13 protein-coding genes are annotated in these 12,087 nt (G+C 63.9%); 7 read left to right on the forward strand and 6 right to left on the reverse strand.

Annotated elements, in window-relative coordinates:
* Positions 1 to 78 precede the first annotated feature (78 nt).
* Together V1277_RS24995 and V1277_RS25000 are read left to right on the forward strand one after the other, a co-directional pair.
* The gene (locus tag V1277_RS24995) at positions 79 to 243 is read left to right on the forward strand and encodes a Flp family type IVb pilin (protein WP_334418586.1); all 165 of its coding nucleotides are present in this window, start codon (positions 79 to 81) and stop codon (positions 241 to 243) included.
* A 20-nt stretch (positions 244 to 263) separates the two neighbouring features.
* Entirely contained in the window at positions 264 to 467 is a 204-nt protein-coding gene (locus V1277_RS25000; protein ID WP_334418587.1) for a hypothetical protein, read from the forward strand.
* An 8-nt stretch (positions 468 to 475) separates the two neighbouring features.
* Here the strand turns inward: V1277_RS25000 and V1277_RS25005 are convergent, their stop codons facing one another.
* Positions 476 to 712: a hypothetical protein gene (locus V1277_RS25005; RefSeq protein ID WP_334376402.1), complete on the reverse strand. Its 237-nt coding sequence runs from the start codon at positions 710 to 712 to the stop codon at positions 476 to 478.
* Positions 713 to 752: 40 nt separating this feature from the next.
* On the reverse strand, positions 753 to 1,718 hold the full coding sequence (gene ku / locus V1277_RS25010; RefSeq protein ID WP_334418588.1) for a non-homologous end joining protein Ku: 966 nt from the start codon (positions 1,716 to 1,718) through the stop codon (positions 753 to 755).
* A gap of 259 nt (positions 1,719 to 1,977) precedes the next feature.
* Between ku and V1277_RS25015 the strand changes: the two genes are divergently transcribed.
* The 4 genes from V1277_RS25015 (at position 1,978) to V1277_RS25030 (ending at position 6,107) form a co-directional block, all read left to right on the forward strand.
* Positions 1,978 to 2,130, forward strand: a complete 153-nt coding sequence (locus V1277_RS25015; protein ID WP_176722012.1) for a hypothetical protein — start codon at positions 1,978 to 1,980, stop codon at positions 2,128 to 2,130.
* 274 nt (positions 2,131 to 2,404) lie between these two features.
* Positions 2,405 to 3,076 (forward strand): response regulator transcription factor, encoded by a 672-nt coding sequence (locus V1277_RS25020; RefSeq protein ID WP_028348898.1) that lies wholly within the window; start codon positions 2,405 to 2,407, stop codon positions 3,074 to 3,076.
* A 98-nt stretch (positions 3,077 to 3,174) separates the two neighbouring features.
* Complete coding sequence (locus V1277_RS25025) at positions 3,175 to 4,548, forward strand: ATP-binding protein (RefSeq protein ID WP_334418589.1); 1,374 nt, start codon at positions 3,175 to 3,177, stop codon at positions 4,546 to 4,548.
* Between the two features lie 152 nt (positions 4,549 to 4,700).
* Positions 4,701 to 6,107, forward strand: a complete 1,407-nt coding sequence (locus V1277_RS25030; RefSeq protein WP_334376399.1) for a hypothetical protein — start codon at positions 4,701 to 4,703, stop codon at positions 6,105 to 6,107.
* A gap of 22 nt (positions 6,108 to 6,129) precedes the next feature.
* On the opposite strand, the gene mntR is transcribed toward V1277_RS25030, so the two are convergent.
* Positions 6,130 to 6,618: a manganese-binding transcriptional regulator MntR gene (gene mntR / locus V1277_RS25035; protein ID WP_442894598.1), complete on the reverse strand. Its 489-nt coding sequence runs from the start codon at positions 6,616 to 6,618 to the stop codon at positions 6,130 to 6,132.
* Between the two features lie 214 nt (positions 6,619 to 6,832).
* Here mntR and V1277_RS25040 point away from each other — a divergent pair, with 214 nt between their 5' ends.
* The gene (locus V1277_RS25040; protein ID WP_334418591.1) at positions 6,833 to 10,006 is read left to right on the forward strand and encodes a TonB-dependent receptor domain-containing protein; all 3,174 of its coding nucleotides are present in this window, start codon (positions 6,833 to 6,835) and stop codon (positions 10,004 to 10,006) included.
* 56 nt (positions 10,007 to 10,062) lie between these two features.
* Here the strand turns inward: V1277_RS25040 and V1277_RS25045 are convergent, their stop codons facing one another.
* Genes V1277_RS25045 through exbB form a run of 3 tightly spaced genes read right to left on the reverse strand, consistent with a single transcriptional unit; the run spans position 10,063 to position 11,995 of the window.
* Entirely contained in the window at positions 10,063 to 10,815 is a 753-nt protein-coding gene (locus tag V1277_RS25045) for an energy transducer TonB (RefSeq protein ID WP_334418592.1), read from the reverse strand.
* Positions 10,812 to 11,237, reverse strand: coding sequence for a TonB system transport protein ExbD (exbD, locus tag V1277_RS25050; protein ID WP_334376395.1), 426 nt, complete (start codon positions 11,235 to 11,237; stop codon positions 10,812 to 10,814). The genes V1277_RS25045 and exbD overlap by 4 nt, the downstream gene beginning before the upstream one ends.
* A gap of 5 nt (positions 11,238 to 11,242) precedes the next feature.
* Positions 11,243 to 11,995 carry a tonB-system energizer ExbB gene (gene exbB / locus V1277_RS25055; RefSeq protein ID WP_442894599.1) on the reverse strand — a complete coding sequence of 251 codons (753 nt, stop codon included), beginning with the start codon at positions 11,993 to 11,995 and terminating at the stop codon, positions 11,243 to 11,245.
* Between the last annotated feature and the right edge of the window lie 92 nt (positions 11,996 to 12,087).

The raw sequence follows: 12,087 nt of genomic DNA on the forward strand, positions 1-12,087 counted from the left end.
CCTCTTCAACCGTTCCGACCTAGAGTTTAAGCAGTACGGCGCGGGAGAATTTCGGGGAGCGTCGACAGGAGTTTGTCCATGCGTCGATTACTGGAACGATTTGTCGACGATGAATGCGGTGCTACCGCCATCGAATATTGCCTCATTGCGACCGGCATCAGCATCGTGATCGTCACCGCCGTCAACGGCGTCGGTATCGCGCTCGGCACGAAATTCAACGACATCAGCACCTCGCTCAAGTAGCGGCAAGGCCGCACAGACACATGCTGGAACTGCTGTTTGGGCCGCTGTTGGTGTCCTGGGGGCCGCCAATTCTAGCCTACGTCCAGCAAAATCCGTGGCGCGTGTTCTCCGCGATATTGGTCGCAGCCTTGTTGATCGATTGGATGGTCAACGACCGGTCGTCTGGTGGTTGCGATGGCGGGTTGGACTTTGGCAGTGGGGACGGGGACGGCGGCGGGGATTGAAACCGGCGCTATTTGTCTTTTGGGTCCGCATTGAGGGCCCGCAGCATCGCGATCCGCGCGAACATCAGCCAGCCGCCGCCGGTCTCGGCCGCGTTGATCAGATTTTCCACCGCGACCTGCCAGTGCGCCTCGTGCTGCACTTCTTCCGGCAATGTCATGACATAGTCGGCGGCCTGCTGCAGCGTCGCGAGCTTACGGCCGCCGCGAAGCGGTATCGGATCATCGAACGGGGTCGACCACGGCATCGCGCGCTAGATGGTGCTATCTATCGCGCTCCTTACCCGATCATCCGGCCTTCTTGGTGCGGGCGGCGGTACGCGCCGGCTTTTCCGCCTTCTTCGGCGCTTCCTTCGCCGTCTCCTTGGCGGCGCGCTTTCCGCTACCGCTGATCGGCAACAGCATCTCGCGCTGGCCGGCGGCGGCCTTCTTCGGCTTCTTGCCCTTGGTCTTGGCGGCGGCAGGGGCGGCCTGCTGTTCGCTGGCAAGGCTGCGCTTGAGCGCATCCATCAGATTGATGACGTTGCCGCTGGTCTTCGGCGCCGCCTTGGCCTTCGTGCTCAGGCCGTTGCGCTTCTGGTTGATGAGATCGATCAGCGCCTGCTCGTAGCGGTCCTCGAACTGCTCGGGTTCGAATGAGGCGGATTTCTGCTCGACGATATGTCTTGCCAGATCAAGCATATCCTTGGTGATCTTCACGTCCTGGATATCGTCGAAATATTCCTGCTCGTTGCGCACTTCATAGGGGTAGCGCAGCAGCGTTCCCATCAGCCCCTTCTCAAGCGGCTCCAGCGCGATGATGTGCTCGCGGTTGGTCAGTACCACGCGGCCGATCGCGACCTTGTCCATGCTACGGATGGTTTCACGGATCACCGCAAACGCATCGTGGCCGACCTTGCCGTCCGGCACCAGATAATAGGGGCGGATCAGATAGCGGCCGTCGATATCGGATTTCGGAACGAATTCGTCGATCTCGATGGTGCGGGTCGATTCCAGCGCGATGTCGTCTAGCTCATCCTTCGACACTTCGATGTAGGTGTCGGTATCGATCTTGTAGCCCTTCATGATGTCTTCGCTGGCGACTTCCTCACCGGTCTCGGCATCGACCTTGGCGTATTTGATGCGGTGGCCGGTCTTGCGGTTGATCTGGTTGAACGAGACCTTCTCGGTGTCCGACGTCGCCGGATAGAGGGCGACCGGACAGGTCACGAGCGACAGGCGCAGAAAACCCTTCCAATTGGCGCGGGGGGCCATGGGGATACTCCGAAAACGCAACAGACGACCGGCAAGAATACCATCGGATGTCCCTGTCTCAAACATGCCGGGCTGCGGAATCTCGGAACGGCGTTAACCGTCGAGGGGCCCGTTCTGCGGCAGGCCTGCGACCTTTTGAACATGGCGGCCGCGCGACACGGCCCAAGCACCCGGAACATCACTTTCGATCGTGCGTTGCTTTCACAGCCGATGTCGGAGCATTCGCTGACATTACAGGCACTTACTCGAAGAGGTCCCCATGGCAACGAAACGACATGGCCAGATCGTCGAAACCCCGACCGAGGCGCGCCAAGCCGAACCCGGTCCGTCCGTGCTTGCGCTCCTGACAGTATCGACCGGGCTCGCGATTCTGATCCTTGGCATCGTCTGGTTCATATTCTTCCGCACGTAAGGGACTGACCGAGGCTGCGCGACCAGGATCCGCGCGGCTGAGACGTGGGTCCCGCTTTTTTCGGGAGTCGTTGCCATAAGCAACCTGCCGGCCCCTTGGGGCATCCGATCGGGCATGTTAGGCGTTTGGCCTGCGGTTTGCGGGCGCACCCGGGGCCGCAGAAAGCGTCATGACGAAAAAGTCGCACTGCCGGTGTGCCTCGTTCATGGCCCGTTCACCCCGCTGAGCCTCATCATGAGAACTGATATTGTAGGGCTCACTATTGGAGGCCAGCTTGCGCCTGCTTGTTGTTGAGGACGATCCGGATCTCAACCGTCAGCTTACGACGGCTTTGACGGATGCCGGTTATGTGGTTGATCGCGCGTTCGACGGCGAGGAGGGGCACTATCTGGGCGACAGCGAGCCTTATGACGCCGTCGTGCTCGACATCGGGCTGCCGAAGATGGACGGCATCTCGGTCCTGGAGGCGTGGCGCCGCAACGGCCGTGCCATGCCGGTCCTGATCCTCACCGCGCGCGACCGCTGGAGCGACAAGGTGCAGGGGTTTGATGCCGGCGCCGACGACTATGTCGCAAAGCCGTTTCACCTCGAAGAAGTGTTGGCGCGCATTCGCGCGCTGCTGCGCCGCTCCACCGGCCATGCCCAGTCGGAACTGACCTGCGGCCCGGTCTCGCTGGATACCCGCACCGGGCGGGTCAGCGTCTCAGGCAATCCGGTCAAGATGACCTCGCACGAATACCGGCTGCTGGCCTATCTGATGCATCACACCGGGCGCGTGGTGTCGCGCACCGAACTGGTCGAGCATCTCTACGACCAGGACTTCGACCGCGACTCTAATACCATCGAGGTTTTCGTCGGCCGCATCCGCAAGAAGCTCGACGTCGACATCATCCAGACCGTGCGTGGGCTCGGCTATCTCTTGACGCCGCCGTCACCGGGCGCCTGATGAGCCTTGCTCTTTTATTCGAGCATGATCTTATCCGAAGGCCGGTCTCCATCCGCAGGATTGGAGCCTGGGGATACGCTTTTCGGGATCTTGTTCTGATGCGCGGAAGTTCGCTCGCCACGCGGTTGTTCCTGTCGGCGACCGCGTGGGTGGTCGTGATCCTGGTTATCACCGGCGTGATCCTGTCATCGGTCTACCGGAACGCGACCGAGCGCGCCTTCGACCGCCGCCTCAACCTCTACCTCCGCACCCTGATCGCCGAAGTCGCAACGCCGGACGAGCCGCCCGACCAACAGTTCCAGTCGCTCGGCGAACCGCTGTTCGAACTGCCCTTGTCCGGCTGGTACTGGCAGATCGTCCGGACCGACGAGAAGGCCGAAACAAAGGCTTCGCGTTCGCTGTGGGACAAGAAGCTGCCGAAGCTCGAGGATATCGGCGCGGAGCTGACCCCGGCCGGAATCCGTCTCGGCTACGTCGACGGTCCGGAGGGCCAGGATCTGAGGGTGGTCGAGCGGCCGGTCGACCTCGGCGCCGACGGCAAGTTTCTCGTCAGCGTGGCTGGCGACGCATCCGAGATTTTCGACGAAATCCGCGCCTTCGATTATTACCTCGGCGGCACCTTTGCAGCGCTCGGCATCGTGCTGCTCCTGACCACGATCTTCCAGGTCCGCTTCGGGTTGGCGCCGCTCAAGCGCATTTCGGAATCGATCGCCGACATCCGCTCCGGACGCGCCGAACGGCTTGAGGGCCAATTTCCGGTCGAGATCGCGCCGCTGGCGCGCGAAACCAACGCGCTGATCGACGCCAACCGCGAGATCGTCGAGCGCGCCCGCACGCATGTCGGCAACCTTGCCCATGCCATCAAGACGCCGCTGTCCGTGATCGTCAACGAGGCCACCGCCCACACGGTAGATCCCTTTGCGAACAAGGTTTTGGAGCAGGCTTTTGTGATGCGGGATCAGGTTGCGCATCACCTCGAGCGCGCACGTATCGCCGCCCGCGTCACCATCGTCGGCACCGTCACCGAGGTCGCGCCCGCCATCGAGGCGCTGCGGCGGACCATGGAAAAGATCCACCGGGATCGTGGCGTCAAGATCGCAGTCAAGGCGGACCCGCAGGCAAAGTTTCGCGGCGAGCGTCAGGATCTTGAGGAGATGGCCGGCAATCTGGTCGACAATGCCTGCAAATGGGCGGCTTCGCAGGTATTCATCGAGGTGCGCGCGGAAGCGCCGGCCGAGCCCGGCACCGGGCCGCGGCTGCGGCTCATTGTCGATGACGATGGCCGCGGACTATCCGCCGCCGAGCGCGCGCAGGTGTCACGGCGCGGCCAGCGCCTGGACGAATCCAAGCCGGGCTCCGGGCTTGGGCTTTCGATCGTGGTCGATCTCGCCGGCCTCTATGGCGGTAGCCTCGTCCTGGGCGACGCCCCGATCGGCGGGCTGCGGGCAGAGCTGGTATTGCCGGGGATATGAACGTCCTGAATACCTGGCGTTGAAGGGGCGGCACCCGGCACTGCCCGGGCGATTTCGTTATTCCTAAACGGCTTCTTAACGCGCACACTTCTAAAATTGGCGGTGGACGCGCTTTGCCGTCCGCGTGACACAAACATATCCACACCAGGCGAATGAGCCAGACATCGACAGAGCGGCTGAGGGACTATCTCGCCCAGCTCCCGCCTCAATCGCAGGCGCTGCTGATGCGGGAGTTCGAGCGCGCCATCGAGCGCGGGGAAGACCTCGCCGTCGCCAATTTCGTGCTCGAGCAGTTGCGCAAGGTCGTGCGCGGGACCGAGGAGGACGACGAGGCGCGTCCGCGCACCGACGATCCGGCGCGGCTGTTGTACGGTCCGCTCGAGCCATTTCTCATCGAGGGCAATTTTCCGGTGCGCGCCGGGCAGATCCGGCGCGCGTCGCTGCTGCCGGTCTGGCAATGGCTGGGCCGCGACGGCGCGCCCGAGGCCGTGCGCGCATTCGAAACGACGCTCAGCGAAATCAGGCTGAGCGGCTCCACCGCAGGTCTCGAAGCCGCGACCCGCAAGTTCCAACTCGCCGCAGCCGAGGCGATCGTCAAGATCGCCACTCCGGTGCAGGGCGAGGACAGGCATCGTGCGCTCTCCCGGATCGGTCCGCCGAACGTTGTCGAGGATTTATTGTCGATCGGCGCGGTGCTGCGGGCCCGTGAGGCGATGGAGACGCTCGGCAGTCGGCTTCCCGGCCAGATTCGGGCGCTGACGCCCTCCCAGCTCGAGACGGCGACGTCGGCGCTCAACGTGCCGTCGTTGCAGACGCCGCAATTGCTGCCGTTCGCGCTGTCGCTGATCATGCAGCGATTGGCGGCGCCGTGGCAGATCATCCGTCTCGCGGTCAAGATGGCGGCCTCCGACGACGAGATTCGCGTGGCGGCCACGCCCTATGGCATCGCCGTCACGATCGCGCTGCACGATCTCTCGTTTCTCACGGCCTGCCTGCGCACGGACATCAGGCGCGGCCATTTCGATAATGTCGGCGACCAACTGAAAATCCTGCACGATGGCGTGCGGGGCTTGCGCACCGAGCTCGATCTGCGCAACGATTCCGCGTGGGGCCGCCAGCTCACGTCGATCCGCGCCGATATTTCCAATTCGCTGCAGTCTGAGATCGAGAGCGTGCCCGGCCGGGTCCGCCGCATCCTGCGTCAGCGCGCCGACAAGGATATCGCTTCGGCGCCGAAGATCGACGCCGCGGAGATCGAAGAGATCGCCGCCCTGATCGACTTCGTGGCGGTGTGCCGCACCTATGCCAGCGAACTCGCCATCAACGAAGTCACCCTGCGGACCTATTCCGACCTGCAGCATTACGTCGAGCATTCCACCGAGAGCCTGGTGCAGGCGCTACGCGGCGCCGACACCAGGGCGCGCGCCTACCGGCAGATGCAGGCCAAGGCGGCGATCCGCTTCTGCGAAATCCTGTTCGGCCATGACTACGCGTCGCTGATGAACCGGGCGGCCGAAAATGCCGTGACCGGCGAGCGGAAAACGACGAAAGCCGGCTAGCGCCGCCTCTCGATCTATCGCGTCATGCCTTGCGTCGATCCTTGGCGTGGCGAAGAAATTCGGCGAAGGCCTTCAGTGTCACATCGGAAACATGATGTTCGATGCCCTCGGCGTCGGCCTCCGCGGCTTCCTGCGGAACGCCCAGCGCCAGCAAGACGTCGACCACCAGACGGTGACGGGCGCGGACGCGCTTGGCGAGGGTCTCACCCTTTTCGGTCAGGAACACCCCGCGATAGGGGCGGGCCGTAACCAGGTTTTCGCGCTTCAACCGCGCAATGGTGTCGATCGCCGTCGGATGCGACACGCCTAGCCTGCGCGCGATGTCGGTCGGGCGCGCCTCGCCGGTCGTGCCGAGCAGATCAGAGATCAATTCGACATAGTCTTCCAGAACCGCGGTCGATCGCGCCGATCGTGCCTTTCCGAAACGACGCGCCTGCGTTTGTTCCGCGGGCAGCGGCTGCATCGGTTTGGCCCGATTTGTCGAGGGCTTGCGCACCACTGCACCTTCCAGGCGAATCCATCCGGACGAGGCGCGACCATGGCGTGCTGCCGACCACATTGCAAGTTGGCGGCTTGTCGCCGATCTGCAACAGGCCGGCGCCTGGCATTTGCGACTCGTTCGCAGCATCTTGACAGTTAACGGTCCAGCATTAACATGTAGCCTTACCTACGTGTTGCGGCTTATCAAGTGGCTGTTGCTGAAGCGCGATCGGTTGGGGATGAATATGCGCGCGACGCGAATGGCCCTTGCAGGCACATCGGCACTGGCCGTGGTTTGGTTGAGCCACGCCGCGGCGCTCGCGCAAACCGCAGCGCCCGCGCCACCGGCGCCCCAGGCCGCGCCGTCTGCCGAACCAGCCGCTCCGGCGCCGCCGGCAGCGGGGCAAGCCCCGGCGGAGCCGGCTCCGTCGCAGACCGCGCCGGCCCCGGCGGCCGGACCGCAAGCCACGCCGGGCGCGCCGGCGGAAATCGACATGCCGCAAGTGACTGTCGAGGGGCGTCAGCCTAAACCCGCGCGGCGGGCCGCGCGCAGCGAGCCCGGTCGGCGTTCGACGACCGTGGCGGCACCGCTGCCGGGCCCAACGCCCGCGCCCGCGCCCGCGCCCACGTCACCCTTCAATCAGCCATTCGCGCCGCTATCGACGATCGGGAGCCGCCAGATCCAGACCGGCAGCAGCAACGGTGGGTTCGGCAGCCTGTTCACCAACATGCCCGGCGCAACGTCGGCGGGGCTTGCCACGGAATCGTCGCGCCCGATCTTGCGTGGCCTGTCGGACGCGAAGGTCCGCATTCAGGAGAACGGCGTCGGCGCGGTCGACGTGTCTGACATCGCGCAGGACCACGCGGTACCGATCGATCCTCTCGCCATCCAGAAGGTCGACGTCATTCGCGGACCGGGTGCGCTCCGCTTCGGCTCGCAAGCCGTCGGCGGCGTCGTCGACGTCAACAACAACCGGATTCCGACCGCTGCGCCGCTCGGGGGAGTGGCGGCAGAACTGAGATCGGGCGTGACGAGCGTCAACAAGGGATGGGAGAGCGGCCTGTTGCTGGATGCCGGCGGCCGCAACGCCGCCGTTCATGCCGACATCTACGGGCGCTCCTCCAGCGATTACAGCGTCCCGAGTTACCCGTACCTGGTCCCGCCAATCCCTGCGCCTGCCTTCAACGGCAAGCAGCCGAATTCCGCTTCGCAAAGCGCAGGCGCAGCGGTCGGCGGCTCCTGGCTTTTCGACGGCGGTTATGCCGGCATCGCCGTCTCCCGTTTCACCAGCGACTACTACGTCCCCGGTATTGCGACCGCGGAAGCCCGCCAGCACAACGACCTCGAGCAAACCAAGATCAGCTCCAAGGGCGAATATCGCCCGGACGCAAGCGCGCTTGCCGCGATCAGGTACTGGACCGGATATTCGGAGTACCGGCACGACGAGACGGTGCTCGCCACCACCGGCTTCCAGGAGATTACCGCCACCTTCAAGAACCGGCAGACCGAAGGCAAGCTCGAGTTCGAACTTGCGCCGTTCGCTACGCCGTTAGGTCCGCTAACCAGCATTTTCGGCGCGCAGGGCGCCTACCAGCAACTGGATACGGCAGGGCAGGCGATCCTGCTTCCGGCCCAGACCAGAACGGCGGCGGCGTACTTCCTCAATGAAGTCAGGCACACGGACACGCTGCGCACGCAATTGGCGGGCCGCATCGAGGGAGTCAATGTCGCGGGAACGGCGTTCACCTTTCCGCCGAGTTTTCTCCCACCACCGGATGAGCCGGGCAGGGCCGCCGCCAAGCTCGACTTCATGCCGAAGAGCGTCAGCTTCGGCATCATCAAGGATCTTCCATCCTCGCTGGTCGCCAGCCTGACGCTGCAACGGATCGAACGTGCGCCGCGCGCGCTCGAACTGTTCGCCCAGGGTCCCGACGGTTCGGAGAAGACGTTCAAGATCGGCAACCCGGACCTCGGTATTGAGACCGCGCAGACCGCGGAAATCGGCTTGAAACGTACGGATGGCGATTTCAGGTTCGCCGTAAATGCCTACTACACGTCGTACGACAAGTTCATTTTCTCGCGCGCCACCGGCATCTTTTGTCAGGAAACGTTTGCTTCATGCGGAGCCGGCACCGATTACATCCAGGTCAACTACGATCAGCGTGATGCGACTTTCCGCGGCGGCGAACTGGCGTGGCAGTGGGACGCCACACAACTTGGCAATGGCACCCTTGGCCTCGACGGCCAATATGATGTGGTGCGGGCGACCTTCACCGATGGCAGCAACGTGCCGCGCATTCCTCCGATGCGCCTCGGCGGCGGCGTCTACTGGCGCAACGACAATTGGTTCGCGCGCGTCGGCGTGTTGCACGCGTTTGCGCAGAACGACATTCCGCAATTCGACACGCCGACCGCCGGATATGATTTGGTGAAGGTACAACTCGAGCACCGGAAATTCTGGAAGGATTCGCCGTGGGGCGCGGTTGAGGTCGCGACCGGGGTAGTCGGCGACAATCTGCTCAACGCCAACATTCGCAACTCCGTTCAATTCCACAAGGACGAGATCCTGCAGCCGGGTCGTGGCTTCAAGCTCTTTCTCAACGTCAAATACGGTGTCGACCGGCCAAGCGGCCCGCCCGGCACCTGGATCGGCACGGCGAGACGGCCGGCCGGCAACGGCTACTACAAGAGCCCCGCGCTCGAAGCGGCGGCGTGGAACTGGGCGGGCATCTATGCCGGCGGCAATGTCGGATATTTGAGGGGCGAGGGCGTTACCAACGCTGCGTTCAACGATGTTGCAACCGGTGCCTCGCTTGCCGGATCCCGCCTGTCGTCCACGCACGACACCGCCAGTATTGGTGGACAGGCGGGCTATAACTGGACGTCGGGCCGGATGCTGGCAGGCATTGAAGGCGATTTTGAATATCGCAACCAGCGCGGAAGCAGCGCCACCGCTTGCCCCGGTAATATCTGCAACCCGGCGCTCGCTCCGCTCGATGCCACCGTGACGGCGAGCCTGGACTATCGTCTGGGGTGGGCGGCTTCGGTTCGCGGGCGCATCGGAACGCTTGTGACGCCGGACCTGCTTGCCTACGCCACCGCGGGCGTTCCGTTCGGCAAGATAACGACGTCAACGGCTGTTGCAGGTTTCGACAATGCGGGTGTCGCGACGACGGCGTCTCTGGATCGGCACTTGTATCGGTTCGGCTGGGCTGTCGGCGCCGGTTTCGAGACGCGGCTTACAGGCAACTGGACCGCAAAGCTCGAATATCTCCACATGGATTTCGGCTCGGTGCGTTCGACGCCGCCTGTGGCGGTCAATACGGCGGTTGCGTTCGACGCCAACACGCGTGTGACCAGTGATGGTGTCAGGATCGGAATGAACTACCGATTCGGCGGCGCGATCGTTGCGGATTAATTTAGTCGTCGAACTGAAGCCCGCGACCAGACGACCAGGTGCCGCGGTCGTCGCCTCTATTTGACCGTGAAGCGGATCGGCTGCCTCACGACAACGAATTCTCCGGGAAACATAGCGGGCGGCGAAGGGAAGGGCTGCGCGCGCTTGAGGAGCGCGAGCGCTTCCTCGTCAAGGGCGCCGGATCCCGAACTTTGAGTTACACGCGCGCTGACAACCATTCCCTTGCGATCAAGCGTAAAGGACACCTGCGCCGTCCCTTGCTCGCGCCGCGACCGCGCGGCTTCCGGATATCGCTTGTTCTTTTCAACCAAAGCGAGGACCTGGGTTCGCCATGTCACGACGACCTCCGAATTTTTGTCATTCGGCACACCCTGGGTCGGCGCGACGGCGACCGGTGCGATCCGCTCGTTGATCGCGGGCGGTGCTGATGTCGTGGCCGCCGCCTGCTGCTGCGGCGTTACGTCAGGCTGCGGCTTGCTCTGCAAAGCCACAGCCGCGTCCGAATTGGGAGCGTGCGGCAACTCGGGCGTTTCATCGGGTGGCGTCTCCTCGGGCTTCGCCACCGGCTGTGCCTCCGACATCACCTGCTCCGGACCGGGCGCAATGTCGGTCGGCGTCGTCGCTGGTGCTGCGGCCAACGGTGCCAGGTCGACCACGATCGCGCCCGAAGGTTCGGCAGCCACGGTATCGTCCGCGTCGCGCCAGGTGGCGAGCGTGGCAGTCAATCCGGCGTAGACGCACAGCACCGCGAGGCTGCTGAACATCCATCGTCGAAGGTCGGAACGATCTTCGGCCGCAAGCTGCATCATGGCGATGAGGCTTGCTCCATCCCGACCAGGGCGACCTTGAGGTAGCCGGCGGCCCGCAACATGTTCATGACCTGCATCACCTCGCCATAGGGGACGAGCTTGTCGGCGCGCAGGAAAATGCGGGTATCCTTCTGGCCGCTGGTGCTCGCATCGAGCGCGCCGGGCAGTGCGTTACGCCCCACGGTTTCGTTCCCGACGGAAAGCGACAGGTCCGGCTTCACCGTCAGATAGACCGGCTTGTCCGGCCGCGGCTGCGGCTGCGCGTTCGACGCCGGAAGATCGACGGCGATATCGACGGTCGCAAGCGGGGCGGCAACCATGAAGATGATGAGCAGAACGAGGATGACGTCGATGAACGGCGTCACGTTGATCTCATGGACTTCGGCGAGATCGCCGTTGCCTTGGTTCAGACTGGCGGCCATGGCTGCTACTCCGCCGCTGCGAGGTGCCGCCGCACCAGCACGGTGCCGCTATCGAGGTCGCGGCCGACCAGTCGCGTGATCTCTGCGGATCCGTCCCCGAGTAGCGCCCGGTAGGAGGCGATCTGGCGTGCAAAGAGATTATAAATCATCACCGCGGGAATCGCCGCCACCAGCCCGAGCGCCGTCGCCAGCAGCGCCTCGGCAATTCCAGGCGCGACCACGGCGAGATTGGTGGTTTGCGACTTCGATATTCCGATGAAGCTGTTCATGATTCCCCAGACCGTGCCGAACAGTCCGACGAAGGGGCCGGTCGATCCGATGGTCGCAAGCACGCCGGTGCCTAGTCCGATGCGCCTGCTTGCCGCCGCCTCGATCTGCTGCAGCCGGGAAGCGATCCTTGCCTTGATCCCCTCCTTGTCCATTCGATCGGTGCTCAATCTCAATTCTGCCAGGGCCCCGTCGAGCAACTGGGCAACCGCGCCTTCGGGGACCTGCCGCACGGCCTCTTCCACGTTCCGGACGTTGGCGAGCTCGCGCAGGGCGTGTCGGGCATTCCGTCGCGCCTTGATCAGCTCGATCGTCTTGGCGAGCCACACCGTCCAGGTGACCGCGGTCGCAAAGGCCAGACCGATCATCACCGCTTTGACGACGACGTCGGCCTGCATGAACATGCCCCAGGGGCTGAGATCGCGGGGCAGCGCTGCAGCCGCGATCACTGTCCTTTCCGTTGCGTCCTGGGCGGTGGCCGGAAATGACAGCAATAGCAGCGGAAGTGACAGAAGCGGAAGTGACAGAAGCGGAACGCTGCGGCGGAGTTTCAGGCCAGATGGAGTTTTGACAGGGTTGGACG

The organism is Bradyrhizobium sp. AZCC 1588 (assembly GCF_036924735.1).
In the GTDB taxonomy this organism is placed as follows: Bacteria; Pseudomonadota; Alphaproteobacteria; order Rhizobiales; family Xanthobacteraceae; genus Bradyrhizobium.

Coding starts and splice junctions, on each gene's coding strand:
- V1277_RS24995 (WP_334418586.1), top strand. CDS start 79: ATGCGTCGATTACTGGAACGATTTGTCGACGATGAATGCGGTGCTACC.
- V1277_RS25000 (WP_334418587.1), top strand. CDS start 264: ATGCTGGAACTGCTGTTTGGGCCGCTGTTGGTGTCCTGGGGGCCGCCA.
- V1277_RS25005 (WP_334376402.1), bottom strand. CDS start 712: ATGCCGTGGTCGACCCCGTTCGATGATCCGATACCGCTTCGCGGCGGC.
- ku (WP_334418588.1), bottom strand. CDS start 1,718: ATGGCCCCCCGCGCCAATTGGAAGGGTTTTCTGCGCCTGTCGCTCGTG.
- V1277_RS25015 (WP_176722012.1), top strand. CDS start 1,978: ATGGCAACGAAACGACATGGCCAGATCGTCGAAACCCCGACCGAGGCG.
- V1277_RS25025 (WP_334418589.1), top strand. CDS start 3,175: ATGCGCGGAAGTTCGCTCGCCACGCGGTTGTTCCTGTCGGCGACCGCG.
- V1277_RS25030 (WP_334376399.1), top strand. CDS start 4,701: ATGAGCCAGACATCGACAGAGCGGCTGAGGGACTATCTCGCCCAGCTC.
- V1277_RS25040 (WP_334418591.1), top strand. CDS start 6,833: ATGCGCGCGACGCGAATGGCCCTTGCAGGCACATCGGCACTGGCCGTG.
- V1277_RS25045 (WP_334418592.1), bottom strand. CDS start 10,815: ATGATGCAGCTTGCGGCCGAAGATCGTTCCGACCTTCGACGATGGATG.
- exbD (WP_334376395.1), bottom strand. CDS start 11,237: ATGGCCGCCAGTCTGAACCAAGGCAACGGCGATCTCGCCGAAGTCCAT.